We start from the raw sequence: 24695 nt of genomic DNA on the forward strand, positions 1-24695 counted from the left end.
CGGGATCACGGATCCCGCCCCGTCATGCCATGGCGGCGCACGACATCATTTTTAAGCGGGATAACAGCATGAGCTTGCAACTTGCCGTCGGCCACGCCAGCGACGCCGGCCGCCGCGGGCGCAACGAGGATGCGCTGGGCTGGAGCGTGCCGCAGGACGGGCTGCTGACCAGCAAGGGTGCGCTGTTCGCGCTGGCCGATGGCGTGTCCGGCTGCGCCGACGGCAGGCTGGCCGCACAGTCCACCATCCGCGCGGTGTGCGCCGATTACTACGCCACACCGGAAACGTGGGCGGTGTCGTCGGCGCTGGACCGGCTGCTGGCGGCACACAACCGTTGGCTGCGCTCGCAGGGCAGGCCGCTGGTGGCATCGCTGTCGGCGCTGGTGCTGCGCGGCCACCGCTATACCGTTGCCCACGTCGGCGATTGCCGCATCTACCGGCTCAGCCAGGGACGCCTGGTGCAGCTGACCGTCGATCACGTGTGGGAGGAGGCGTCGCTGTCGCACGTGCTCAAGCGCGGCATGGGGCTGGACGAGCATGTGATGCCGGATTTCTGCGACGGCGACCTGCACGCCGGCGACGTGTTCGCGCTGTTGTGCGACGGCGTGTGGCAGGCGCTGGGCGACAAGCGCATCGGCGAGGTCCTGCACCTGCACCTCGACGTGCAGCGCGCCGCCAGCGTGCTGTGCGAGACGGCGCTGGCCGCCGGCGCGCAGGACAACCTGTCGGCGCTGGTGCTGCGGGTGGAGGCGCTGCCGCAGGGCGCGCTGGCCGACGAGCTGGCGCGTGGCGCCAGCCTGCCGCTGCCGCCGAAACTGCGCGACGGCCAGCCGTTCGAGGGGCTGACGGTGGTGGCCAGCCTGCACGCCTCGCCCGGCGGGCAGGCCTATCGCGTCGCCGACGCCGCCGGACGGCACTGGGTACTGAAGACGCTGCCGCCGCCGCTGGCCGGCGACCAGGGCGTGGAGCAAGCGCTGCTGGTGGAGGAGTGGCTGCAGAAACGCATCAGCTCGCCGTACTTCGCCGAGGTGGCCACCGGCATCGACCGCCAGCACCTGTACTACCTGCAGCGCTGGCACGACGGCGAAACGTTGGCCGCACGGCTGGCGCAGCAGCGTTTCGGCATCAGCGAGGTGGTCGCCATCGGCCTCGCGCTGTGCCGCGCGATGTCGGCGCTGCACCGCCTCGGCATCGTGCACCGCGACATCAAGCCGGACAATGTGCACCTCGGCCGCGACGGCCAGCTGCGCCTGCTCGACCTCGGCGTCGCCTGCTGCGCCGGGCTGACGCCGGAGCACGACGGCCCCGGCCCCGGCACCGCCAGCTACATGGCGCCGGAGCGCTTCGCCGGCGGCAAGGCGAATAGCGGCAGTGACCTGTACGCCGCCGGCGTCACCCTGTACCAGCTGCTGACCGGCCGCTATCCCTACGGCGAGATCGAGGCGTTCCAGAACCCGCATTTCGATGCGCCGCAGCCGGCATCGCGCTGGCGTCCGGATGTGCCGCTGTGGCTGGATAACCTGCTGCTGAAAGCGGTGGCGCGCGAGCCGGAGCAGCGTTTCGAAACCGCCGAGGAAATGCGTCTGGCACTGGAGCGTGGCGACAGCGTGCCGCAGCGCCGCCTGCAGCGTGTGCCGTGGGCGGAGCGCGCACCGCTGCGGCTGTGGCGCACGCTGGCGCTGGTTTCGCTGCTGCTGAACCTGCTGTTGCTGTACGCATTGTTGCTGCGCTGACGCGGTGCTGCCTGCTTTTGGTGCTGCTATGCACCATAGGCAGGCAGCAATGGCATTGCAGGCCGGCATGGCTGCAAAAAACGGGCGTTGCAGGCTGGCACGGCCTTTGCGTTAAGACAGGCACAATCAGATTGTCCGGGTCGCCAATGGCGGTGACCGGGGCAGGGACAATGAGGTCCGTCAGGTGTGGCAGCGGTCATGCTGGCGGGCTTTTTCGTTTCGGCACCGCAACGACGACGGGCGGCGCAGGCAGGACACCGCACACTGCGTCGCAAATCAGACAAAGGAAATACCATGAAGAAACTCAAATTGGTAATGGTCGGCAACGGCATGGCCGGGGTGCGCACCCTGGAGGAGCTGTTCAAGCTCACCCCGGACACCTACGACATCACCGTGTTCGGTGCCGAGCCGCACCCCAACTACAACCGCATCATGCTGTCGCCGGTGCTGACCGGCGAACAGACGCTGCCGGAGATCATCCTCAACGATCTGGATTGGTATGCCGAGCACGGCATCACGCTGCACCTGTCCAGGGCGGTCACCGAGATTGACCGCGTGCGCCGCGTGGTGCGCGCCGCCGACGGCACCGAGGCGGCCTACGACAGGCTGCTGCTGGCCACCGGCTCCAGCCCGTTCATGCTGCCGGTGCCGGGCAAGGACCTGCCCGGCGTGGTCAGCTTCCGCGACGTGGCCGATGTCGAGGCGATGATAGCCGCCGCGGCCAACCATAAACACGCGGTGGTAATCGGCGGCGGCCTGTTGGGGCTGGAGGCGGCCAACGGCCTGCTCGCCCGCGGCATGGACGTCACCGTGGTGCACCTGGCGCCGTGGCTGCTGGAGCGGCAGATGGACGAGACCGCCGCCCGCCTGCTGCAGCAGAGTCTGGAGGCCAAGGGACTGAAGTTCCTGCTGCAGAAGCAGACTGCCGAGCTGGTGGCCGGCGAGAGCGGCCGTGTCGGTGCGGTGCGCTTCAAGGACGGTGACGAGGTGCCGGCCGAGCTGGTGGTGATGGCGGTGGGCATCCGCCCCAACTACAGCCTGGCCGAGCAGTCCGGCATCTATTGCAACCGCGGCGTGGTGGTCAACGACTTCATGCAGACTTTCGACCCGCGTGTTTATGCCGTGGGCGAATGCGTCAGCCACCGCGGCGTCAGCTACGGACTGGTGGCGCCGCTGTTCGACCAGGCCAAGGTTGCGGCCAACCATCTGGCGCAGTTCGGCATCGCCCACTATGTGCCGGCGGCCACCTCGACCAAGCTCAAGGTCACCGGCATTGACGTGTTCTCCGCCGGCGATTTCATGGGCGGCGACGGCTTTGAGGCCATCACGCTGTCCGATCCGGTCGGCGGCATCTACAAGAAGCTGATCATCAAGGACGACAGGCTGGTCGGTGCCTGCCTGTATGGCGACACCACCGATGGCGGCTGGTATTTCCGCCTGATCCGCGAAGGCCACGGTATCCACGAGATGCGCGAACAGCTGATGCTGGGCGAGGGCACGACCGGCGATACCGGCCACGCCGGCCAGAACCGTGCGATGAGCATGCCCGATGACGCCGAAGTGTGCGGCTGCAACGGCGTGTGCAAGGGCAGCATCGTCAAGGCCATCCAGGAAAAAGGCCTGTTTACCGTCGACGACATCAAGAAGCACACCAAGGCCGGCAGCTCCTGCGGCTCCTGCGTCGGCCTGGTGGAGCAGATCCTGATCAACACCGTGGGCGGCGCGGCAGACGTCAAGCCCAAGTCCGAAAAGGCGGTCTGCGGCTGCAGTGACATGACGCACGGCCAACTGCGCCAGGCAATACGCGACAAGCATCTGGTCACCCTGGCCGATACCTTCCGTGAACTGGCCTGGCGTAGCCCGGACGGCTGTGCCAGCTGCCGCCCGGCCATCAACTACTACCTGATTTCCACCTGGCCGGGCGAGGCGCACGACGATCCGCAATCACGCTTCATCAACGAGCGCGTGCACGCCAACATCCAGAAGGACGGCACCTACTCGGTGATCCCGCGCATGTGGGGCGGCGTCACCAACCCGGCCGAGCTGCGCCGCATCGCCGACGTCGCCGACAAGTACGCGATCCCGATGGTGAAGGTTACCGGCGGCCAGCGTATCGACCTCTTGGGGGTGAAGAAGGAAGACCTGCCGGCAGTGTGGAAGGAGCTGGACATGCCGTCCGGTCATGCCTACGGCAAGTCGATCCGCACGGTGAAGACCTGCGTCGGCAGCGAGTTCTGCCGCTTCGGCACCCAGAACTCCACACAGATGGGCATCGACCTGGAGAAAGACCTGTTCGGCATGTGGAGCCCGGCCAAGGTCAAGCTGGCGGTGTCCGGCTGCCCGCGCAACTGTGCCGAGGCCGGCATCAAGGACATCGGCGTGATCGGTGTCGATTCCGGCTGGGAGCTGTACATCGGCGGCAACGGCGGCATCAAGACCGAGGTGGCCGAGTTCTTCTGCAAGGTGAAGACACACGACGAGGTGCTGGAGTACAGCGGCGCCTTCCTGCAGCTGTACCGCGAGGAGGCGTTCTACCTGGAACGCACCGTGCACTACCTGCAGCGTGTCGGCATGGAGTACATCAAGCAACGCGTGCTGGCCGACGAGGTTGGCCGCAACGAGCTGTATGCACGGCTGAAGTTCGCGCTGTCCTTCGAGCAGGACCCATGGGCAGAGCGTTACGAAAAAGGCGTGGCGCAGCACGAGTTCGAGGCGTTGGCGCTATAGAACCCCTGTTGCCACAGAATCCACGGAAAACACGGAAATTTATCACCCACCATGCGGCAATCGACAGGAGGCCAAAGTGGGAAATACGGGGGTTTTCTTCCGTGTTCTTCTGTGGTTTCTGTGGCGAAAAAAGACTTTGAAAAGGATTTAATCATGAGCAACTGGAAAACCATCTGCCAGCTGAACGACATCCCGGTGCAGGGCGCCCGTGTCGTCAAGCGCGAAGGGCATACCGATATCGCCATCTTCCGCACCGCCGACGACCAGGTCTTCGCGATGGTCGACAAGTGTCCGCACAAGGGTGGGCCGCTGTCGCAGGGTATCGTCTCCGGACATAGCGTCACCTGCCCGCTGCACAACTGGAACATCGCGCTGGAAACCGGCCTGGCGCAGGCACCGGACGAAGGCTGTGCCGGCCGTATCCCGGTGCAGCTGGACGGCAATACCGTACAGCTGGCGCTGGATTGATGTCTGTTTTGCGATAGAAGCTACAGAAAGCCATGCCGTCGGGCCTGAGGCGGATGGCATGGCGTAAGGAACAACGGCTTTCGCCATGGCGCGACTTGATTGTTCTTTCCGTGTTTTCCGTGGATTCCGTGGCAAAAAAATAAGCCGCAAGGAGAAACCATGAACGCCAGACCCGCCCCACCCGAGGTCTCGTCCGTCTGCTGCTATTGCGGCACCGGCTGTGGCGTCGAGATCACCACCGATGGCCACCGCGTGCTGGCAGTGACCGGCGACGGCACCCACCCGGCCAACTTCGGCCGCCTGTGCAGCAAGGGCCGTACCCTGGGCGACACCACCGGCCGGCCGTCGGCACGGCTGTTGCGGCCAACCTTGCGTCCGGCCAAGGATGAGCCGGCGCAGGAAGCCAGCTGGGAGCACGTGCTGGATGTGGTCAGCACAAGACTTGCCGACGCCATCCGCCAGCACGGCCCGGACTCGGTCGGCTTCTACCTGTCCGGCCAGCTCTTGACCGAGGACTACTACCTGTTCAACAAGCTCGCGCGCGGCCTGGTGGCGACCAACAACATCGACAGCAATTCGCGGCTATGCATGTCCGGCGCCGTCACCGGCTATAAGCAGACACTGGGCGCCGATGCGCCACCGGCCTGCTACGACGATTTTGCTCATGCCGGATGCGTGTTCATCGCCGGTGCCAACATGGCCTATGCCCACCCGGTGCTGTTCCGCCGGCTGGAAGAGGCCAAGGCGGCCAAGCCGGAGATGAAGATCATCGTCGCCGACCCGCGCCGCACCGACACCGCCAGCCTCGCCGACCTGTACCTGCCGGTGCTGCCGGGGACGGACGTCGCGCTGTTCCACGCGATGCTGAACGTGATGATCTGGGAAGAGCTGATAGATCGCGACTACATCGCCGCGCACACCGAAGGCTTCGCCGCACTGCGCGCCCGGCTGCGCGAATTCACCCCGCGTGCCGCCAGCGAACTGTGCGGCGTGCACGAAGACGACATCGTCACCGCCGCGCGCTGGTTCGCGCAGAGCCCGGCTACACTGTCCTGTTATGCCATGGGCCTCAACCAGTACAGCAACGGCAGCGACAAGAACGCGGCGCTGATCCACCTGCACCTGGCCACCGGCCACATCGGCAAGCCGGGCGCCGGCCCGTTCTCGCTCACCGGCCAGCCCAACGCCATGGGCGGGCGCGAGGTCGGTGGCATGGCCACGCTGTTGCCGGGGCATCGCGAGCCGGGCGATGCTGCGCATCGTGCCGAGGTGGCCGCGTTGTGGCATATCCCGGCACTGCCGTCCAACCCCGGCCTGTCGGCCATCGAGATGTTCGAAGCAGCGGCGGCAGGCAGGATCAAGGTGCTGTGGATCGCCGGCACCGATCCGGCACAATCGCTGCCGGAGCAGGCACTGGTACGCACCGCACTGGAAAAGGTGGACTGCGTGATCGTACAGGAAGCGTTCAACAGCAGCGAGACGCTGGCCTACGCCGACATCGTGCTGCCGGCCGCTGCCTGGCCGGAGAAGGACGGCACCGTCACCAACAGCGAGCGCCGCATCAGCCGCGTGCGCGCCGCACTGCCGCCACCGGGCGCGGCGCGTGAAGACTGGCGCATCGTCGCCGCCGTCGCGCAAAGGTTGGCCGCAACGCTGATGCCGGAACGCGTCGCGCTGTTCGAGTTCGCCGACGCGGCGGCAGTGTTCGCCGAGCACGCCGCCACCACCGCCGGGCGCGATCTGGATTACAGCGCGCTCAGCTACGAGCTGCTGGAACAGCGCGGACCACAGCAATGGCCGTTCGACGGCAAGATTGGCCGCACCCGGCTGTACGAGGACGGCATGTTTCCCACTGCCAGCGGCAAGGCGCAGTTTGTCGATATTGCCTGGCGCACGGTCAGCGACAAGGTATCGGCGCACTTCCCGCTGCGCCTGACCACCGGCCGTCTGCGCGACCACTGGCACACCATGAGCCGCACCGCGCTGGTGCCGGCGCTGACCCGCCACGCGGAAGAACCGCAGCTGGCGATGCACCCGCGCGACCTGCAGCGACAGCGCCTTGGCAGCGGCGATCTGGTCAAGGTTCGCAACAAGCGCGGCGCGATCTACCTGCCGGTGGTAGCCGACGACACGCTGCGCCCCGGCGTGGCCTTCATCGCTATGCACTGGGGCGGCGCTGCGCTGGGCGGGCAGGGCATCAACGCGCTGACCACCCGCGTTATCGATCCGCAATCGCGGCAGCCGGAACTGAAACATGCCGCAGTAGCAGTGGAACCGGCCAGACTGCCGTGGCGCGCCACCATGCTGCTGCGCGGTGATGTGCCGAGCATGCGCCCGCAACTGGATACGCTACGCGCAATGTTTCCGTACGCGGTGGCGGTACCGGTGATGCTCGGCGGCACGGAAGCGCTGCGGTTGCGGCTGGCAGCCAGCGCGGCACCGGATGCCGCCGTGCTGCAGCAGCTGGCCAGCGTGCTGGAACCGGCCGGCAGCCTGTCGGCGGTGCTGGATGATCCGGCGCGCGGCATCCTGCGCCGGGTATGGCTGCGGGCGAAACAGCCGCTGGGCTTCGTACTCGCCGGCGACGTGCGCGCCGACGAGGCATTGAGCAGCTGGCTGGACGGTGGCGCAGCACCGGACAGCCTGCCTGCGCTGCTGGCCGGACAGGCGCGCGGCACGGTACGGTCGCGCGTGGTGTGCGCATGCGAAGGCGTGCGCGAGGATGCAATCTGTGCCGGCATCGCCAGGGGGCTGGACGTGAACGGGCTGAAACACGAGCTGCGCTGCGGCACCGGCTGCGGTTCCTGCGTGCCGGAACTGGTGCGCATGGTAGCGGCATGATGGCCCGGATTTTGCGCCATTTGGTTATGAAACATCGGTCTAACCGAACTTTTTGTTTCGGGTATGGTGACCCTGACAGGCTGCACACGCAAAGGAAATCTCATGAATGGCAAGGTATGGTTGGTCGGGGCCGGTCCCGGCGACGCGGAATTGCTGACCCTGAAGGCGCTGCGCGTGCTGCAGTCCTGTGACACCTGGCTGGTGGATGATCTGGTCGGCCGCGATATTCTCGGTCTGGCTCGTCCCGGCACCCGCATCGTGCACGTCGGCAAGCGTGGCGGCTGTAAATCGACTTCACAGGCATTCATCCTGCGACTGATGGCACGCTACGCACGGCAGGGCAAGGTCGTGGCACGGGTGAAGGGCGGCGATCCGTTCATCTTCGGCCGTGGCGGCGAGGAATGGGCGTGGCTGGCGGAGCGCGGCGTGGACGTGGAGGCGGTCGGCGGTATCACCGCCGGTCTCGCCGTCGGCCCGGCGCTGGGTTTGCCGCTGACGCACCGCAGCGTGGCTCGTGGTGTAGTGCTGGTCACCGCACAGACCTCGGACGGCTCGCGGCCGGACTGGGCGGCGCTGGCAGCATCAAGGCTGACGATAGTCTGTTACATGGGCATGAGCGATGTCGCCGCACTGGCCGGCGAGCTGATGGCCGCCGGTTTTGCCGCCAGCCTGCCTGTGGCGGTAGTGCATCGTGTCGGCTGTGCCGAGCAGCGCCACATCGTCACCCGATTGCAAACGTTGGCCGCCGATGTGGCACGCAGCGGCCTGGCCAGCCCGGCGGTGATCGTGCTGGGCGAGGTGGCGGCGCTGGCACAGGTGGCGGTGGCCGAGCAGGCGTGGCCCATCGCGGTGTAAGGCCCTGGCGGGTGGCTGGCAATTTAGTGGCTGAAAAATGAATTATGCTGCAATGTTGCTACGGATTTAGCGGCTTGTTGGTGTCGATGCTGTGAAAATACAGGCTTTATGTTAGGTTTATCGCTTGTTTGCCACCCGATCCGGACAAGAGAGAAACAGGAAACTATGTTCCAGCATGTCGAAGCCTACGCCGGCGACCCGATCCTGACCCTGGTTGAAACCTTCAACAAGGACACCCGCAATCCGAAAGTCAACCTTGGCATCGGCCTGTACTACGACGAGGAAGGCCGCATTCCGCTGCTGCTGTCAGTACAGAAGGCCGAAGCCCGCCGCGTGGCCAGCGCCGGTCCGCGTTCCTACCTGCCAATGGAAGGCGCCGCCAACTACCGCACCGCGCTGCAGCAGCTGCTGTGGGGCGCCGGCCACGAGGCGGTCACCGCCGGCCGCATCGCCACCATCCAGACCATCGGCGGCTCCGGCGCGCTGAAGATTGGCGCCGATCTGCTCAAACGCTACTTCCCGCAGAGCGAAGTGTGGGTCAGCAGCCCGACCTGGGACAACCACCGTGCCATGTTCGAAGGTGCCGGCTTCATGGTGCACGACTACCCGTACTACGATGCCGCCAGCGGCGGGGTGAAGTTCGACGAGATGATCGCCTGCCTGCAGGCGCTACCGGCCAAGACCATCGTACTGCTGCACCCGTGCTGCCATAACCCGACCGGTGTGGATTTGAACCATGCGCAGTGGGAGCAGGTGATCGAGGTGGTGAAGCAGCGCGACCTGCTGCCGTTCATGGACATCGCCTACCAGGGCTTCGGCGACAGTCTGGAAGACGACGCCTTCGCCATCCGCGCAATGACCGCCGCCGGTGTCAGCTTCTTTGTCAGCAACTCGTTCTCCAAGAACCTGTCGTTCTACGGCGAGCGTTGCGGCGGCCTGTCGGTAGTATGCCGCGATGCCGAAGAAGCCGAGCGCGTACTGGGCCAGCTGAAGGCCACCGTGCGCCGCAACTATTCCAGCCCGCCAACCCACGGCGGACAGGTTGCGGCCCTGGTCATGGCCGAGCCGGCGCTACGCAGCGAGTGGGAGACCGAAGTGAGCGGAATGCGCGAGCGCATCAAGGCCATGCGCCAGAAGCTGTACGAGGTGATCTCTGCCAAGGTGCCGGGCCGCGATTTCAGTTACTTCATCAAGCAGCGCGGCATGTTCAGCTACACCGGGCTGACCCCGGAACAGGTGGATCGCCTGCGCGAAGAGTTTGCGGTGTACCTGGTACGCTCCGGCCGCATGTGCGTGGCCGGCCTTAACAGCCATAACGTGGAATACGTCGCCGATGCGATGGCGGAAGTGCTGAAAGCCTGATTGCGGCCAACCTTGGCCTGCCGGAACGCCCCGTGTGGTTACGAGGCGTTTTTCATGAAAAAACGCCGTTCCCGCGGTGGCGGGAACGGCGTTGTTGCATCAGGCTCAGGTTTATTGCGCCGCAGAAGCGTCACTGGCCGGCTTGACTACGCCGGTCCACTTGCCGCCCTCCATACGATACAGGGTAACGGTACCGTTCTTGATGTCGCCATTGCTTGCAAAGGCGATCGGGCCGGTCACGCCCTGCAGCGAGGTCTTGCCGACTTCGGCCAGGTATTTCTTCGGATCGGCGGAGTTGGCGCGTTTCATCGCGTCGATCACCACACGGGTGGCATCGTAAGTGTACGGTGCGTAGGCCTGAATCTCGCCATTGAAGCGCGCCTTGTACTTGATGTTGAATTCGGCATAGCCCGGCATCAGCTCTTTCGAAGCGCCGGCGCTGGAGGCGTAGGCACCGTCAGCATCCTTGCCTGCCAGTTTGGCAAACTCGGCGGTATTGACACCATCGGCACCCATGAAGATTGCCTTGATGCCCAGCTTGCGCATCTGCTTCACCAGCGGGCCGGCCTGTGCGTCCATGCCGCCGTAGAAGATCAGTTCCGGCTTCTCGGCCTTGATCGAGGTCAGGATCGCCATGAAGTCGGTGGCGCTGTTGGTGGTGTACTCGCGTTTGACGATGGTGCCGCCGGCCGCTTCGGTGGCCTTGGCAAAATCGTCGGCCAGGCCCTGGCCGTAGGTGGTGCGGTCGTCGATGACGGCGATGCGCTTCGATTTCAGTTCGCTCACCGCATAATTGGCCAATGCCTGGCCTTGCTGCAGGTCATTGGCAATGATGCGGAAAGTATTGTTATAGCCTTGCTGGGTGAATTTCGGGCTGGTTACCGAACCGGCGATCATGGCAATGCCGGCATCGTTGTACAGGCGCGAGGCCGGGATGGCCGCACCGGAGGTCAGGTGGCCGATCACGGCGGCAACACCGGCGTCGACAAAGCGCTGGGCAACCTGGGTGGCGACTTTCGGGTCGGCCTGGTCGTCTTCGGAAATCACTTCAAAACGGACCGGCTTGCCGTCCAGGGTCAGCTTTTCTGCGTTGGCTTCTTCGGCAGCCAGTTGTACGCCATTGTCGGCATCACGGCCCCAGTGGGCGAACGGGCCGGTCAGCGGGTTGGCGGAACCGATCTTGACCACGTGCTCCTGTGCGGCAGCGGGGGCGCTGGCGGCGGCGTCTTGCTGTGGTTCGGCATTATTGCAGGCGGCCAGCGTCAGTGCGGCCGCGGCGATAGCGGTGATGCGATATGGATTCATGGTGAAAACGGGTCCCTGTTCCTCATGGCGGGAACATTCTGTTTGTAAAATGCAGGTGGTTTTATGTTCAGCCGAACCGGGCCCGGTCGGGCGCCTGTTGTCGTGACATTGTGTCCGGACGGCGCGGGGTGGTGGCAATCGCGGAGACAAAGGGGAGCGGCGACTGGATACAATCGACGCGTACTGCAACGATCTTAATTGGTGCACTGCGATATGGCAAGCATAAAAAACGGCGCCCAAGCGGGCGCCATTTTCACAGGCAAAAGCCTTGCCGGATCAGCTTACTGGGCCGGGCCGCCAACAGTGGAAACCACTTCCCACTTGCCGCCTTTAACCTGGTAAACGGTCACTGCGCCGTCCTTGATATCACCTTTTTCGTCAAAGGCGATGTTGCCGGTCACGCCGGTCATCTGGGTCTTGCCCACTTCCGGCAGGTAGACCTTGGGATCGGTCGAACCGGCACGCTTCATGGAGTCAACCAGTACTTTCACGGCATCGTACTCGTACGGTGCGTAGATCTGTACTTCGGTGTTGAACTTGGCCTTGAAGCGATCGTTGAACGCCGCAAAACCTGGCATCTTGTCGCGGGGCACGCCGCAGCTGGAGGAGTACTGACCTTCGGATGCTTCGCCGGCCAGCTTGATGAATTCCGGAGTCTGCCAGCCGTCGCCACCCATCAGCTTGGCCTTGATGCCCAGACGCTGCATCTGCTTGGCCAGTGGTGCCGCCTGTGCGTCCATGCCGCCGTAGAAGATCACGTCCGGCTGTGCCGACTTGATCGAGGTCAGGATGGCGTTGAAGTCGGTGGCGGTGTTGGTAGTGAACTCGCGCTTGGCGATTTCGCCGCCCTTGGCCTTGATGGCTTTTTCGAATTCGTCAGCCAGACCCTGGCCATAAGCGGTACGGTCATCGATGATGGCGACTTTTTTCGCTTTCAGGTTGTCGACGGCAAACTCGCCCAGCGCCTTGCCTTGCTGTACGTCGTTGGCAATGACACGGAAGGTGGTCTTGTAACCTTGCTTGGTGTAGTCAGGGTTGGTCGCCGAAGGGGAGATCTGCGGAATGCCGGCATCGGAGTAGATCTTGGATGCCGGGATGGTGGTGCCGGAGTTCAGGTGTCCAACCACGCCGACGACCTGGGCATCAACCAGGCGCTGGGCAACCTGGGTGCCGATCTTCGGGTCGGCCTGGTCATCTTCGGATACCAGTTCAAACTTGACTTTCTTGCCGCCGATCTCGATGCCTTCGGCGTTCAGATCCTCAATGGCCAGGCGGGCGCCAAATTCGTTGTCTTTGCCCAGGTGAGCAATCGGACCGGTCATCGGCGATACCTGGCCGATCTTGACCACTACTTCACCGCCGGCATCGGTTGCGGCAGCGGTAGCAGAGGCGTCGGCAGCTGGTTGTTCTTCTTTATTGCCGCAAGCAGTCAGTGCGATGGCGGCGGCTGCAAACAGGCTAAGGCGTGCGAATTTATTCATCTTGTGTTTCCCCTGATCTTAGTCATGTGACTTGTAAGATCTGCCCGGTTCTTTTGGAAAGGGCAGATGCGGACTGATTATGCGTAGCACCCTATGCAGTGTCAACGAAGTTTGATTTCACCAATTTGGAGATTGTCGGACATGTCAAGGTTAATGACATTTTTGTTGCGCTGCGGTAGTTCGGCGCCCGGATGGGAAAGTACAAAACGGACAATGGCGCACTGTTCTGGTGCGCCATTGGGGTGAAAAAATTGCTTTTGCTAGTTTTTTGCGCCGGAATCTTGCGCGCGCTGCTGACGCAGCACCGGATCGTCCGGTGTTGTTATCCAACCACCAAGATGCTGTCTGACCAATGCCGTCAGTGCATTTAGCCAGTTTGGATCCTCGTTGAGACAGGGGATGTAGCGGTATTCTCCCCCACCATTGGTCAGGAAAATCTCCTTGCCTTCCATCGCGATTTCTTCAAGTGTCTCCAGACAGTCACCGACAAAGCCGGGGCACATCACGTCCAGTTTTTGCGTACCAGCCCTGGCCAGTGCCGTCAGCGTGTCGGCGGTATAGGGCTTGAGCCACTCCGCCTTGCCGAAGCGGCTCTGGAATGCCACCACATACTGTTCCTTGCTCAGCTGCAGCCGCTCCGCCAGTAGGCGGCCGGTTTTCAGACATTCGCAGTGGTAAGGGTCACCCTTGTCCAGTGTAAAACGCGGCACCCCGTGGAATGACATCAGCAGCTTGTCACCACGGCCGTTTGCCTGCCAGTGCGCCTCCACCTGTCGTGCCAGCGCTTCGATATAAGGCGGGAAGTCGTGGAAATGGCGCACGGTGCGGATTTCCGGCATGTTGCGCATGCGTAGCAGGCTGCGGAACACCTCGTCCAGCGCGGTCGCCACCGAGGAGCCGGCGTATTGCGGGTACAGCGGCACCACCAGCAGGCGCTCGACACCCTGTTCGCGCATGCGGCGCAGCACGCTGTCGACCGACGGTTTGCCATAGCGCATTGCGAAATCGACCACCAGGTTTTCCAGTCCGGCGGCGGCCAGTTTGTCAGCCAGCAGCTGGCTCTGCTTGCGGGTGTGGACCAGCAGTGGCGAGCCTTCGCTGCTCCAGATGCTGGCATACTTCTCGGCACTCTTGCGCGGGCGCAGGTTGAGGATGATGCCGTTGAGGATCAACCACCACAGTGCCTTCGGAATTTCGATCACGCGCTGGTCGGACAGGAATTGCTTGAGGTAAGGGCGCAGGGCCTTGGCGGTCGGCGCGTCGGGGGTGCCGAGGTTGATCAGCAGCACGCCGGTCTTGGAAGTGTAGCTGTGGCGGAAAGCCGGTTCTGTGAGCGGTACGGCCATGTTTTGTCCAGTATGAATAATGATGAAGCCTTGGGAGCGCTATTGCGGCCAACCTTGTGCAAGGTTGGCCGCAAGCCGCTCAGTCGTCGCGCGCCGGCACCAGTACGCTGCGGTTGCCGTTGGTTTCCATCGGGCTGACGATGCCGGTGGCCTCCATCTGCTCGATCAGGCGCGCGGCGCGGTTGTAGCCGATGCGCAGGTGACGCTGTACCGACGAGATCGACGCCTTGCGCGTTTTCAGCACGATGGCGACGGCATCGTCGTACAGCGGGTCGGCTTCCGTGTCGTTGCTGCCGGAGAGGCCGTCGCTGCCGTCACCAGCCTCGGTTTCGGTGCCGCCGGTGAGGATGCCCTCGATGTAGTCCGGCTCGCCGGTGGTCTTGAGGAATTCCACCACCTGGTGCACCTCGTCGTCGGCGACAAAGGCGCCGTGCACGCGCAGCGGGTAGCCGGTGCCCGGCGGCAGGTACAACATGTCGCCTTGCCCCAACAGCGTCTCGGCACCCATCTGGTCGAGGATGGTGCGGCTGTCGATCTTGCTGGATACCTGGAATGCGATCCGCGTCGGGATGTTGGCCTTGATCAGGCCGGTGATCACGTCCACCGACGGCCGCTGCGTGGCGAGGATCAAATGGATGCCGGCGGCGCGCGCCTTCTGCGCCAGGCGGGCGATCAGCTCCTCGATCTTCTTGCCGGCCACCATCATCAGGTCGGCCAGCTCGTCGATCACCACCACGATCAGCGGCAGGGTCTCCAGTGGCTCCGGCGTTTCCGGGGTCAGGCTGAACGGGTTGGGGATTTTCTCGCCGCTCTTTTCCGCGTCGCGTATCTTCTGGTTGTAGCCGGCGAGGTTGCGCACGCCGAGCTTGGACATCAGCCGGTAGCGTTTTTCCATCTCGCCGACACACCAGTTCAGCGCGTTGGCGGCCTGCTTCATGTCGGTGACCACCGGTGCCAGCAGGTGCGGGATACCTTCGTACACCGACAGTTCCAGCATCTTCGGATCGACCATGATCAGGCGCGCCTCTTTGGGCGTCGCCTTGTACAGCACCGACAGAATCATGGCGTTGATGGCCACCGATTTGCCGGAGCCGGTGGTGCCGGCCACCAGCACATGCGGCATCTTGGCGAGGTCGGCGGACACCGGCTGGCCGGCAATATCCTTGCCCAGCGCCATCGCCAGCCGCGAGCTCATGTTCTGGTAGCTGTCGGAGCCGACGATCTCGGACAGGCGTACGATCTGGCGTTTCGGATTGGGCAGCTCCAGGCCCATGTAGGTCTTGCCGGGGATGGTTTCCACTACGCGGATCGACACCAGACTCAGTGCGCGCGCCAGGTCACGCATCAGGTTGACGATCTGTGCGCCCTTGACGCCGACGGCCGGCTCGATCTCGTAACGGGTGATGACCGGACCGGGATAGGCGGCCACCACTTTCACGTCGACGCCGAAGTCGGCCAGCTTGCGTTCGATCAGGCGCGAGGTGTATTCCACCGTCTCGGCGGAGACCGGCTCGCCCTGTTCCTTGGGTGCGGCCAACAGCGGCAGGCCGGGCAGGGTGTCGTCGCCCGGTGCGGCAAACAGCGACTGCTGTACCGGCTTGGTCACCTTGGGCGACAGCGGGATGTCCAGTATCGGGGCCTCGATGCGTACCGGCGGCTTGTCCTCGATTTTCTTCTTCTCGGTGACCACTTTTTCTTCACGCTGCTGGGCGACCTCGCGGCCGATTTCGCGGTCCTGGCGTGCTTGCCACGCCTGCCAGGCCTTCAGCGCGCCATCCTCGATAGTGGCGCCGATGCGCTCCATCAGGTTCAGCCACGATACGCCGGTGAACAGCGAGAAACCGATGGCGCCGCTCACCAGCAACAGCAGGCCGCCGCCGGTCAGACCAAACACGCGCGCGGCGACATCGCCGAGAAACTGGCCAAACAGGCCGCCGGCGACCAGCGGCAGGTTCAGCGTTTCGTCACGCCAGATCAGCGCTTCGAGACTGGCGGAGCAAAGAATGAACAGCAGGAAACCGAACGAGGCCGCCCACGCCATCGGCCCCGGGCGGCGGATGCCGTCGCCCAGCTGGCGATAGCCCCAGGCGATGGCGGCGAGGCAGAACGCCACGCTCAGCCACGCCGAGTAGCCGAACAGGTAGAGCAGGATGTCGGACAGCCAGGCGCCAAAGGTGCCGCCATAGTTGCGCACCTGCGCATCGGCCGAGCTGTGCGACCAGGAGGAATCGGCAGGAGAAAAGGACGCCAGCGTCAGGACGAGGTAGACGGCGGTCACGGCCATCAGCAACCACCACGCTTCACGCAGCAGGCCGGACAGCCGTGGCGGTAGCGGATCGGTGTTGCGGACGACGGCTTTACGCTTGAAGAGGCGCATTGAATATTCTGTTTGATTAGGGTGGTGGCTGATTATATCGGCAAACCGCACAAAAGCCGCGCGCCGGCGCGTGAATTTGTCAGGCCGGATACAGCGCCCCCAGCACGCGCCGGCCGCTGGCGCCGGTCACCGCCGGCAGGTTGGCGCCCTGGCGCCGGCTGAAGCAATAGCCCAGCCAGGCAAAGGCGGTGGCCTCCACCTGCTGCAGCGGCAGCCCCAGCTCGTCGGTCAGGTGCCAGCTGACTTGCGGCCAACGTTGCCGCAGCCGCTGGCGCAGGTCGCGGTTGCGTGCACCGCCGCCGCACAGGTAGACCGCGCTGACGGCGGGCAGGAAGCGCTGTGCGGCGTTAACGATGCTGTGCGCCACCAGTTCGGCCAGGGTGGCCTGCACGTCGGCCGGACGCAGCGGCTCGCCCAGTGCGTGCAGCTGGGCCTGCAGCCAGGCGAGATCGAACAGGTCACGGCCGGTGCTCTTGGGCGGCGGCGCGTCAAAGTAGGGCGTTGCCAGCAGCTGTTGCAGCAGGCGCGGGTGGACATTGCCGGAGGCCGACCACGCGCCGTCGGCGTCGTAAGGTTGGCCGCAATGCAGCTTGATCCAGGCATCGAGCAGCATATTGCCCGGGCCGCTGTCGAAGCCGGAGACCGTGCCGTCGCTGCCGAGGTAGGTCAGGTTGGCGATGCCGCCGATGTTGACGATCAGGCGGTTCACGCTGGCGTCATGAAAGGCATTGGCGTGGAAAGCGGGGACCAGCGGTGCACCCTGGCCGCCGGCGGCGACATCGCGGCTGCGCAGGTCGCCGATCACGTCGATGCCGGTCAGCTCGGCCAGCAGTGCAAGGTTGCCAAGCTGCAGTGTGTAGCCGCGTTCCGGTGCGTGGCGGATGGTCTGACCGTGGCAGGCGATGGCGCTGACGGCGCCGGCATCGAGCCGGCAAGCCGCCAGTAGTTGCTGTACCACTTGCGCGTAGCGCTGCGCCAGCTGGTTGGCCAGTTGGGCGCTGCGATCCAGCTCGTTATGCGCCGGCGTCTGCAGCGCCAGGATGTCCTCGCGCAGTGCCGCCGGATAGTCGACGAAGGCCTCGCCGCAGACGCGGAAGCGCGGGCCGGAAAAATCCACCAGTACCGCATCCACGCCGTCGAGGCTGGTGCCGGACATCAAACCGATAAAGTACGCAGACATGAAAAAACCCTGACAGTGGCGCTGTCAGGGTTGGTCGATGGCACGGGGCGTTTACTCCAGCTGGGCAACGCTGACCGGAATCTCCCTGAGCAGCTTCAAATTAGCCGCCAGCTTAACGCTCTGCTGGCGGAAGGCCAAGCGTTGCTGCGTGCTCAGGCCTGGCACCGGCAGCGCGGTGGTTGACGGATCGACCGCCTGGCCATTGACGTGCACCTCCATGTGCAGGTGCGGGCCGGTGGAGCGGCCGGTACTGCCGACATAGCCGATTACCTGGCCGGCGGACACCTTGCTGCCGCGTTTCAGCTTCGGCTCGAAGCGGCTCATGTGTGCGTACAGTGTCGACAGCTTGGCGCTGTGCCGCAGGATCACCACGTTGCCGTAACCGCTCTGGCTGGCGATGGTGTCGACCACGCCGTCGGACGGCGCCACGATCGGCGTGCCGCTGCTGGCGGCATAGTCGATGCCCTCGTGCATGCGCAGGCTGCGCAGCACCGGGTGGAAGCGCATGCCGAAACCGGAGCTGATGCGGGCATTGCTCACCGGCTGGTTGCTGAACCCCTTGCGTAGCGACTGGCCGGCGGCATCGTAGTAGGCGCCGGATTCGCTGTCATGGGCGAAGTAGAACGCCTGCCAGGTCTTGCCGCCGGACTGGATCTCGGCGGCCAGCACGTTGCCGTTGGCAATCGGCGAACCCTTGTACAGCAGGGTTTCGTAGACCAGGTTGACGCGGTCGCCTGCTTTCAGGCGGGTGGTGTCCAGCTGGTCGGAGAAGATCTCGCCCAGCTGGGTGCGCACTTCGACCGGCACGCCGGCCTGGGCCAGCGCGCCGCTGAGGCTGGTGCGGATCTCGACGGAGCGCACCGCCTGGATCACCTCGGTGCGTGGCGGCTCGGCGCTGGCCTGCCACTGTTCGCCCTGTTTCTCGATCACGACCAGCACTTTTTCGCCGTTTTCGTCATCGTTGAGGAAGCGCAGGCCGAACAGTTCGCCCTGGTCGTTGATCTGTACCGACAGCGTGGCGCCGGCGCGCAGTTTCAGTACGTCGCGCGACACCGGTGCGGTATGGATGAAGCGGTTGGCTTCGTTGCTGCCGACGCCGAGGCGGTTCAGCAGGCGGGCAATGGTGTCGCCGCGCTGGATGCGCTCTTCGCGCCAGTAGCGCGAGCCGTCTGACTGGCCGGCCGGCAGGGCCGGCAGCGCCAGCGACTGGCTGACTTCGCGCACTTCAAGCGGCGCCTGTTGTGCCGCGCCCGGGGCGACGGCAACGGCGGTCAGTACGCCGAGAAAGGGCAGGGTGGCCACGCCGATCAGCCAGCTGAAGCGATGTTTCATCAGGCGCTGGAGGCCTTGTTGACGGAATTGCAGCAGTGTCTGGTAGTTCATGGATCTCTTCGTCTTGTATGGCCCGGATGGTGTCCGGGACAAGCACGTTTATCGAACAAGCTGCTTAATCAACAGCTATTGATAAAAATACAAAGGAGGCAGGTTAGCAAAAAAATGTACACAGGCAAACAAATAATGTTTAAGAATCAACAAACTAGCCCCATGTCATTGCCAGATTTACGACAGATCCCACCTTTGCTGCGCGCAGAAAAAGCGGGGCCGCCTGCACAGACTGTTTTGTCCCTAAATAAGTTCAACGGCTGCGGCAATTGGTCAGCGTCGGCTGCAAACCGCTACAATACCGGCCTGTCATCGCAAGCCACCCACCCGACGCTACACCCGCCATGAAATACACCCTGTTTGTTCCCGGCCTGACCTGGCTGGACAGTGACGCCGGCCCCGAGCTGTGCAAGGACCTGTCGCTGCCGGCGCTGTCGACGCTGCTGGGCCGCGGCCAGTGGCGCAGTGAGCCGCTGAGCGCCAGCGAGATGCTGTGCCGCACCTTCGGCCTGCCGCAGCCGGCGCTTGCGGCCAACCTTGCCCACGCCGCCGGGCTGGCGCCAGCGGCCAGTTGGCTGATTGCCGACCCGGTCAACCTGCGCGTCGATCGCGACCGCGCGCTGCTGGGCGACATCGGCATCATGAATCTGGCGCAGGATGAGGCCGCGGCGCTGCTGGCCAGTTTGAACGCCTTTTTCGCCGAGGACGGCTTGGTGTTCCATGCGCCGACACCGGCGCGCTGGTTCGTTGCCTTGCCGCAAGCCAGCGGTGCCGAGTTTTCAGCCTTGCCGGACGTGATCGGCGAAGACATCAATCATCATCTGCCCAAGGGCGCAAACGGCATGCGCTGGAGCCGCTTTCTCAACGAGCTGCAGATGTTGCTGTACACCCACCCGGTCAACGAAGCGCGCGAGGCGCGCGGCGAGCCGACGGTGAACAGCCTGTGGTTCTGGGGCGAGGCCAGCCAGCCGCAGCCGCTGGCCAGTGCGTATCCGGCGGTGCACAGCCATGACCCACTGTGGCAGCAGCTGGCGCAGCAGGCCGGTGTCGGCGGCGACAGCCCGAGCTACGCCTTTGCACTGGCGGAAGGGGGCGGCGATGTGCTGCTCCATCTCGACGCCGCCGAGGGTGCGGCGCAATTCCGTGACGTGTGGGGCTGGCGCGAGGGGCTGCTGCAGCTGGAGCGCGACTGGTTCGCGCCAACGTTGGCCGCACTGCAGCAGGGGCGGCTCAGCGAAGTGCAGCTGTGCTGTCACGGCAGCGCCGGCCTGCACAGCCGCACCACGCGGCTGGATCTCTGGAAACTGTGGCGCCGTCCGCTGCCACTTTGCAAACTGTATCCGCAATGACCCGTATCGTTACCCGCCAAGTCCCAGCCGATCCCGCCCGGCAACTGCACCAGCAAGGCATCGCGCCGCTGATGGCGCGCCTGTACGCCGCCCGCGGCATCGCCGACGCCGCCGAGGTGGATTACGGCCTCAAGGGGCTGCTGCCGTATCACAGCCTGAAAAACATCCAGCCGATGGCGGCGCGACTGGCCGACGCCATCGCCGCCCGGCAGCGGCTGCTGGTGGTCGCCGACTACGACGCCGACGGTGCCACCGCCTGCGCGGTAGCGATCAAGGGGCTGGCGGCGCTGGGCGCGGTGATCGACTTCATCGTGCCCAACCGCTTCGAGTACGGTTACGGCCTGACGCCGGAAATCGTCGAACTGGCGGCGCAGAGCCGGCCGGACATCATCGTCACCGTCGATAACGGCATCGCCAGCGTGGCCGGCGTCGAGGCCGCCAATGAGCGCGGCATCGAGGTGCTGGTTACCGATCACCATCTGCCCGGCGACACCTTGCCCGCGGCGCTGATCGTCAACCCCAACCAGCCCGGCTGCGAGTTCCCGTCCAAGAATCTGGCCGGCGTCGGCGTGATGTTCTACGTGCTGATGGCGCTGCGCGCCGAGCTGCGCAGCCGTGGCGCGTTCCGGCAGCAGCCGGAGCCGAATCTGGGCGAGCTGCTGGACCTGGTGGCGCTGGGCACCGTGGCCGACGTGGTGAAGCTGGACCGCAACAACCGCATCCTGGTCGACAACGGTCTGCGCCGCATGCGCGCCGGGCGCATGGCGCCGGGCATCGCTGCACTGTTCCGCGTCGCTGGCCGCGCCGCGCACAAGGCCAACGCCTTCGACCTCGGCTTCACCGTCGGGCCGCGCCTGAACGCCGCCGGACGGCTGGACGACATGAGCCTCGGCATCGCCTGCCTGCTGGCGGGCGACGAAACACAGGCGCTGACGCTGGCGCAGGAGCTGGACAAGCTCAACCGCGAGCGGCGCAGCATCGAGCACAGCATGCAGGACGAGGCGCTGGCGGTGCTGTCCGGCATCGACGCCGAGCAGCGCTACACCCTGTCACTGTATCGCGACGACTGGCACCAGGGCGTGGTCGGCATTGTCGCCTCGCGGCTGAAGGAAAAGTACCACCGCCCGGCCATCGTGTTCGCGCCGGGCGACGAGGGCGAGATCAAGGGCTCCGGCCGCTCCATCCCCGGCTTCCACCTGCGCGATGCGCTGGACCTGGTGTACAAGCGCCACCCGCAACTGATCCTCAAGTTCGGCGGCCACGCGATGGCGGCAGGGCTGACCATTGCCGCGGCCCGCTTCGACGAGTTTGCCGCCGCCTTCGAGAGCGTGGCGCGCCAGCTGCTGGACAGCAACACGCTGACCCGCACGCTGGAAACCGACGGTCCGCTCAGCGGCCGCGAGCTGTCGCTGGCAGTGGCGGAAACCTTGGCCGCCGAGGTGTGGGGGCAGGGCTTTGCCGCGCCGACCTTCCACGACGACTTCCACATCGTCAGCCAGCGTGTGGTTGGCGACAAACACCTGAAACTGCGTCTGGAAAAGGACGGAGTGCAGTGCGACGGCATGCTGTTCAACCAGGTGGAATGGCTGCCGCAGACCATCAACGCGGTGTACCAGCTGGCAGCCAACGAGTGGCAGGGACGCAAGGAATTACAAATTTACATCCAGCACTGGCGCCAGCCCGGCTGAGCACAAGGTTGGCCGCAAACCGGAGGACACCATGATCGAACTACTGATGGCATTGCTGACCGGCGCCGGCGCGGGCATCGCCGCCACCTGGCTGGTCGGCAAGCACCGCGCCGAGGCCGCCTACCAACGCGGGCTGGGTGAAACCACGGCACAGCTGGCTGCGGCACAGGCGCGCGGCGAAGCATTGCAGCGGCAGCTCGACGACAGCCAGGCGCGCACGACCGCACTGCAACAGCAACTGGACAGCCTGCGCCAGCTGTTGTCCGAAGCGCAGCAGAAGCTGGCGGTGTTCACCAATCACGCGCAGCGTCTGCCGGAGCTGGAAGGACAGCTGCAGCAGCAACAGCTGCAACTGCGCGAGCAGGGCGAAAGGTTGGCCGCACGCGAAGAGCAGGGGCGGCAGCTGCCGTTGCTGCAGCAGGAACTGCAACAGTTGCGCAGCGCATGGCAGACGCAGCAGAACGATTTGGCCCGGCTGGGCGCACGCGAACAGGAGCTGCTGACCCTGCTGCAACAGGAGCAGCGCCAGTCGGCGGAGAAGCTGCAGCTGCTGCAGGAGGCGCGCGAGGCACTGTCCAATCAGTTCAAGGCGCTGGCCACCGACATCCTGGAAGAAAAGTCGAAGCGCTTCACCGAGCAGAACCGCGAAAACCTCGGCCTGTTGCTGGGGCCGCTGGGCGAGCGCATCCAGCACTTCGGCAAGCTGGTGCAGGACACCTACGACAAGGATTCCAAGGAGCGCCTGACGCTGGAACAGGAGCTGCGCCGGCTGCAGGAGCTGAATACCCGGCTCAACCACGACGCGGTGGCGCTGACTCAGGCGCTGACCGGCAGCAACAACAAGACGCAGGGCAACTGGGGCGAGATGATTCTGGAGCGGGTGCTGGAAACTTCCGGCCTGAGCCGCGACCGCGAATACCGCGTGCAGGTGTCGGATACGGTGGAGACGGGCGAGGGCGGCCAGAAGCGCTATCAGCCGGACGTGGTGATCGACCTGCCGGAAGGCAAGCAGCTGGTGGTCGACTCCAAGGTGTCGCTGAATGCCTACGTGCGCTACAGCGCCAGCAGCGACGAAGCAGTGCGCGACAGCGAACTGAAAGCGCACATCGCCGCATTACGGACGCATATCCGCAGCCTGTCCGAGAAACGCTACCAGGACCTGTACAAGCTCAACACGCTCGATTTCGTGTTCATGTTCGTGCCGGTGGAGCCGGCCTATTTGCTGGCGGTGCAGCACGACATGAGCCTGTTCAACGAGGCTTTCGAACGCCGCATCATGATCGTCGGCCCCAGCACCTTGCTGGCGACACTGCGCACCGTGGCCAGCATCTGGCGTTACGAGCACCAGAACCAGAACGCGCAGGAAATCGCGCGACAATCCGGCGCCATGTTCGACAAGCTGGCCGGACTGGTGGACACGCTGGAGAAGCTGGGCAAGCAGATTGGCACCGTGCAGGACAGCTACGGCACCGCGATGAAACAGCTCAGCACCGGCAGCGGCAACCTGCTGGGGCGCGCCGAGAAACTGCGCAAGCTGGGCGCCAAGACCAGCAAATCCCTGCCATCACACCTGTTGCTTGCTTCGGATGCGGCAGAAGATGCGGAATAATTTCTTGGTGATTACCAAGAGATGAACTATAAAAAAGTCAGGCACAGGGAAGGAGGAGGGCCAGATGGTATCGCTGATAACCTTGTTGATGTATGCACTGTTTGCACTGATCTTTGTTAAAGCGTTTTCCTCCAACCGTAAACGTGATGTTGTACGCGTTAAAGCTCCGGCATCGTGCCGGCAACGCTCTCGCCTTCGTTAGTGTCTGGTGTGTAGTGAAAGGTAGTTATGTTGTAGCAGTAAAGCGACGTTGTACCATTCAACCACCCACAGAAGCCGGCAGAAATGTCGGCTTCTTCATTTTGTTGTTTGTCGTGCGGCCCGGATCACTCTGCAGCCAGCGCCCGCCGGTATCATCGGGTGCAGATACTTCGTAATTCACTTGCAGGTGCAAGAGAGTTTGTGACCAGGGCCTCCGCACTGGAAGGAGATGAGGGGTATTGGAAGTGGCGGAATTTGCTATTTTATTAGACATAATAAACATTATGCGACACGAACGGCTAAACCCCTTGGGGGGCTTTTTCGGTAGTTACCGGGCTAAACGCCATCGTCGTGATCACCAGACCGCCCACGACCAGCTGGGTGATCTTTTTGCGAAAATCCTGCCAGAAGTCCTTTCTGGCTTGGCTTTTTTCGCGCTCCATGTTGGCCGCTGCGATGATTTCCAGCGGATCGATGCCCAGGTATTCGGCCACGACGATGCAGGCGTAGTCATCCATGATGCGCTCGCCACGTTTGTACGAATTTACTGAGTTTCTGTGCATTTTCAGCGCTTCAGCCTTTTTTCCCTCGGCCATGTCGCCAAGCTTTTCCAGCGCTTCCTGCAGGTAGTCCGTTGACAGTTTCATGGATTCCTCCTTGTTTTAACCCACCTGTGTTCGTACAATCCAATTCGAGTGAACCCACGTGGGTTCATTGCTTCGTCAGTCCAGGGCCTGTCCGAATTTTTGTGTAAACGGGGTTTCAAATCACATCTGAGGAATGCGTTCCT

16 protein-coding genes are annotated in these 24695 nt (G+C 64.1%); 9 read left to right on the forward strand and 7 right to left on the reverse strand.

The features are described 5' to 3' along the window. The first annotated feature begins 68 nt into the window (after positions 1–68). The 6 genes from IE083_RS10865 (at position 69) to IE083_RS10890 (ending at position 9986) form a co-directional block, all read left to right on the forward strand. Entirely contained in the window at positions 69–1733 is a 1665-nt protein-coding gene (locus IE083_RS10865) for a bifunctional protein-serine/threonine kinase/phosphatase (protein ID WP_189353624.1), read from the forward strand. A gap of 294 nt (positions 1734–2027) precedes the next feature. Continuing rightward, positions 2028–4460 carry a nitrite reductase large subunit NirB gene (gene nirB / locus IE083_RS10870; RefSeq protein ID WP_189353625.1) on the forward strand — a complete coding sequence of 811 codons (2433 nt, stop codon included), beginning with the start codon at positions 2028–2030 and terminating at the stop codon, positions 4458–4460. A 153-nt stretch (positions 4461–4613) separates the two neighbouring features. Continuing rightward, positions 4614–4928, forward strand: coding sequence for a nitrite reductase small subunit NirD (gene nirD / locus IE083_RS10875; RefSeq protein ID WP_189353626.1), 315 nt, complete (start codon positions 4614–4616; stop codon positions 4926–4928). Positions 4929–5087: 159 nt separating this feature from the next. Further along, positions 5088–7769 carry a nitrate reductase gene (locus IE083_RS10880; RefSeq protein WP_189353627.1) on the forward strand — a complete coding sequence of 894 codons (2682 nt, stop codon included), beginning with the start codon at positions 5088–5090 and terminating at the stop codon, positions 7767–7769. 102 nt (positions 7770–7871) lie between these two features. Then, entirely contained in the window at positions 7872–8624 is a 753-nt protein-coding gene (gene cobA / locus IE083_RS10885; protein ID WP_189353628.1) for a uroporphyrinogen-III C-methyltransferase, read from the forward strand. Between the two features lie 165 nt (positions 8625–8789). Next, positions 8790–9986: an amino acid aminotransferase gene (locus IE083_RS10890; RefSeq protein WP_189353629.1), complete on the forward strand. Its 1197-nt coding sequence runs from the start codon at positions 8790–8792 to the stop codon at positions 9984–9986. A 111-nt stretch (positions 9987–10097) separates the two neighbouring features. On the opposite strand, the gene IE083_RS10895 is transcribed toward IE083_RS10890, so the two are convergent. The 6 genes from IE083_RS10895 to IE083_RS10920 all read right to left on the reverse strand — a co-directional run bounded on the left by IE083_RS10895 (position 10098) and on the right by IE083_RS10920 (position 19058). Continuing rightward, on the reverse strand, positions 10098–11291 hold the full coding sequence (locus tag IE083_RS10895; protein ID WP_189353630.1) for a branched-chain amino acid ABC transporter substrate-binding protein: 1194 nt from the start codon (positions 11289–11291) through the stop codon (positions 10098–10100). A gap of 281 nt (positions 11292–11572) precedes the next feature. Beyond that, positions 11573–12772: a branched-chain amino acid ABC transporter substrate-binding protein gene (locus IE083_RS10900; RefSeq protein ID WP_189353631.1), complete on the reverse strand. Its 1200-nt coding sequence runs from the start codon at positions 12770–12772 to the stop codon at positions 11573–11575. A gap of 260 nt (positions 12773–13032) precedes the next feature. Then, positions 13033–14118 carry a ferrochelatase gene (gene hemH, locus IE083_RS10905; RefSeq protein WP_189353632.1) on the reverse strand — a complete coding sequence of 362 codons (1086 nt, stop codon included), beginning with the start codon at positions 14116–14118 and terminating at the stop codon, positions 13033–13035. Between the two features lie 79 nt (positions 14119–14197). Then, positions 14198–16495 (reverse strand): DNA translocase FtsK, encoded by a 2298-nt coding sequence (locus IE083_RS10910; RefSeq protein ID WP_189353633.1) that lies wholly within the window; start codon positions 16493–16495, stop codon positions 14198–14200. A 79-nt stretch (positions 16496–16574) separates the two neighbouring features. Further along, positions 16575–17675: an anhydro-N-acetylmuramic acid kinase gene (locus IE083_RS10915; RefSeq protein ID WP_189353634.1), complete on the reverse strand. Its 1101-nt coding sequence runs from the start codon at positions 17673–17675 to the stop codon at positions 16575–16577. A gap of 51 nt (positions 17676–17726) precedes the next feature. Then, positions 17727–19058: a M23 family metallopeptidase gene (locus IE083_RS10920; protein WP_189353635.1), complete on the reverse strand. Its 1332-nt coding sequence runs from the start codon at positions 19056–19058 to the stop codon at positions 17727–17729. A gap of 344 nt (positions 19059–19402) precedes the next feature. Here IE083_RS10920 and IE083_RS10925 point away from each other — a divergent pair, with 344 nt between their 5' ends. The 3 genes from IE083_RS10925 to IE083_RS10935 are packed head-to-tail and all read left to right on the forward strand — an operon-like array spanning position 19403 to position 23704. Next, positions 19403–20407 carry a hypothetical protein gene (locus tag IE083_RS10925; RefSeq protein ID WP_189353636.1) on the forward strand — a complete coding sequence of 335 codons (1005 nt, stop codon included), beginning with the start codon at positions 19403–19405 and terminating at the stop codon, positions 20405–20407. Beyond that, positions 20404–22095, forward strand: coding sequence for a single-stranded-DNA-specific exonuclease RecJ (gene recJ / locus IE083_RS10930; protein WP_189353637.1), 1692 nt, complete (start codon positions 20404–20406; stop codon positions 22093–22095). Before IE083_RS10925 ends, recJ begins: the two co-directional genes overlap by 4 nt. 31 nt (positions 22096–22126) lie before the next feature. Beyond that, entirely contained in the window at positions 22127–23704 is a 1578-nt protein-coding gene (locus tag IE083_RS10935) for a DNA recombination protein RmuC (RefSeq protein WP_189353638.1), read from the forward strand. 500 nt (positions 23705–24204) lie between these two features. Here IE083_RS10935 and IE083_RS10940 read toward each other — a convergent pair whose 3' ends face one another. Then, positions 24205–24552, reverse strand: a complete 348-nt coding sequence (locus IE083_RS10940) for a hypothetical protein (RefSeq protein ID WP_189353639.1) — start codon at positions 24550–24552, stop codon at positions 24205–24207. Positions 24553–24695 lie beyond the last annotated feature (143 nt).

The sequence above is a fragment of the Vogesella fluminis genome (assembly GCF_014652335.1).
Lineage (GTDB): Bacteria > Pseudomonadota > Gammaproteobacteria > Burkholderiales > Chromobacteriaceae > Vogesella > Vogesella fluminis.

Coding starts and splice junctions, on each gene's coding strand:
- IE083_RS10865 (WP_189353624.1), top strand. CDS start 69: ATGAGCTTGCAACTTGCCGTCGGCCACGCCAGCGACGCCGGCCGCCGC.
- nirB (WP_189353625.1), top strand. CDS start 2,028: ATGAAGAAACTCAAATTGGTAATGGTCGGCAACGGCATGGCCGGGGTG.
- nirD (WP_189353626.1), top strand. CDS start 4,614: ATGAGCAACTGGAAAACCATCTGCCAGCTGAACGACATCCCGGTGCAG.
- IE083_RS10880 (WP_189353627.1), top strand. CDS start 5,088: ATGAACGCCAGACCCGCCCCACCCGAGGTCTCGTCCGTCTGCTGCTAT.
- cobA (WP_189353628.1), top strand. CDS start 7,872: ATGAATGGCAAGGTATGGTTGGTCGGGGCCGGTCCCGGCGACGCGGAA.
- IE083_RS10890 (WP_189353629.1), top strand. CDS start 8,790: ATGTTCCAGCATGTCGAAGCCTACGCCGGCGACCCGATCCTGACCCTG.
- IE083_RS10895 (WP_189353630.1), bottom strand. CDS start 11,291: ATGAATCCATATCGCATCACCGCTATCGCCGCGGCCGCACTGACGCTG.
- IE083_RS10900 (WP_189353631.1), bottom strand. CDS start 12,772: ATGAATAAATTCGCACGCCTTAGCCTGTTTGCAGCCGCCGCCATCGCA.
- hemH (WP_189353632.1), bottom strand. CDS start 14,118: ATGGCCGTACCGCTCACAGAACCGGCTTTCCGCCACAGCTACACTTCC.
- IE083_RS10910 (WP_189353633.1), bottom strand. CDS start 16,495: ATGCGCCTCTTCAAGCGTAAAGCCGTCGTCCGCAACACCGATCCGCTA.
- IE083_RS10915 (WP_189353634.1), bottom strand. CDS start 17,675: ATGTCTGCGTACTTTATCGGTTTGATGTCCGGCACCAGCCTCGACGGC.
- IE083_RS10920 (WP_189353635.1), bottom strand. CDS start 19,058: ATGAACTACCAGACACTGCTGCAATTCCGTCAACAAGGCCTCCAGCGC.
- IE083_RS10925 (WP_189353636.1), top strand. CDS start 19,403: ATGAAATACACCCTGTTTGTTCCCGGCCTGACCTGGCTGGACAGTGAC.
- recJ (WP_189353637.1), top strand. CDS start 20,404: ATGACCCGTATCGTTACCCGCCAAGTCCCAGCCGATCCCGCCCGGCAA.
- IE083_RS10935 (WP_189353638.1), top strand. CDS start 22,127: ATGATCGAACTACTGATGGCATTGCTGACCGGCGCCGGCGCGGGCATC.
- IE083_RS10940 (WP_189353639.1), bottom strand. CDS start 24,552: ATGAAACTGTCAACGGACTACCTGCAGGAAGCGCTGGAAAAGCTTGGC.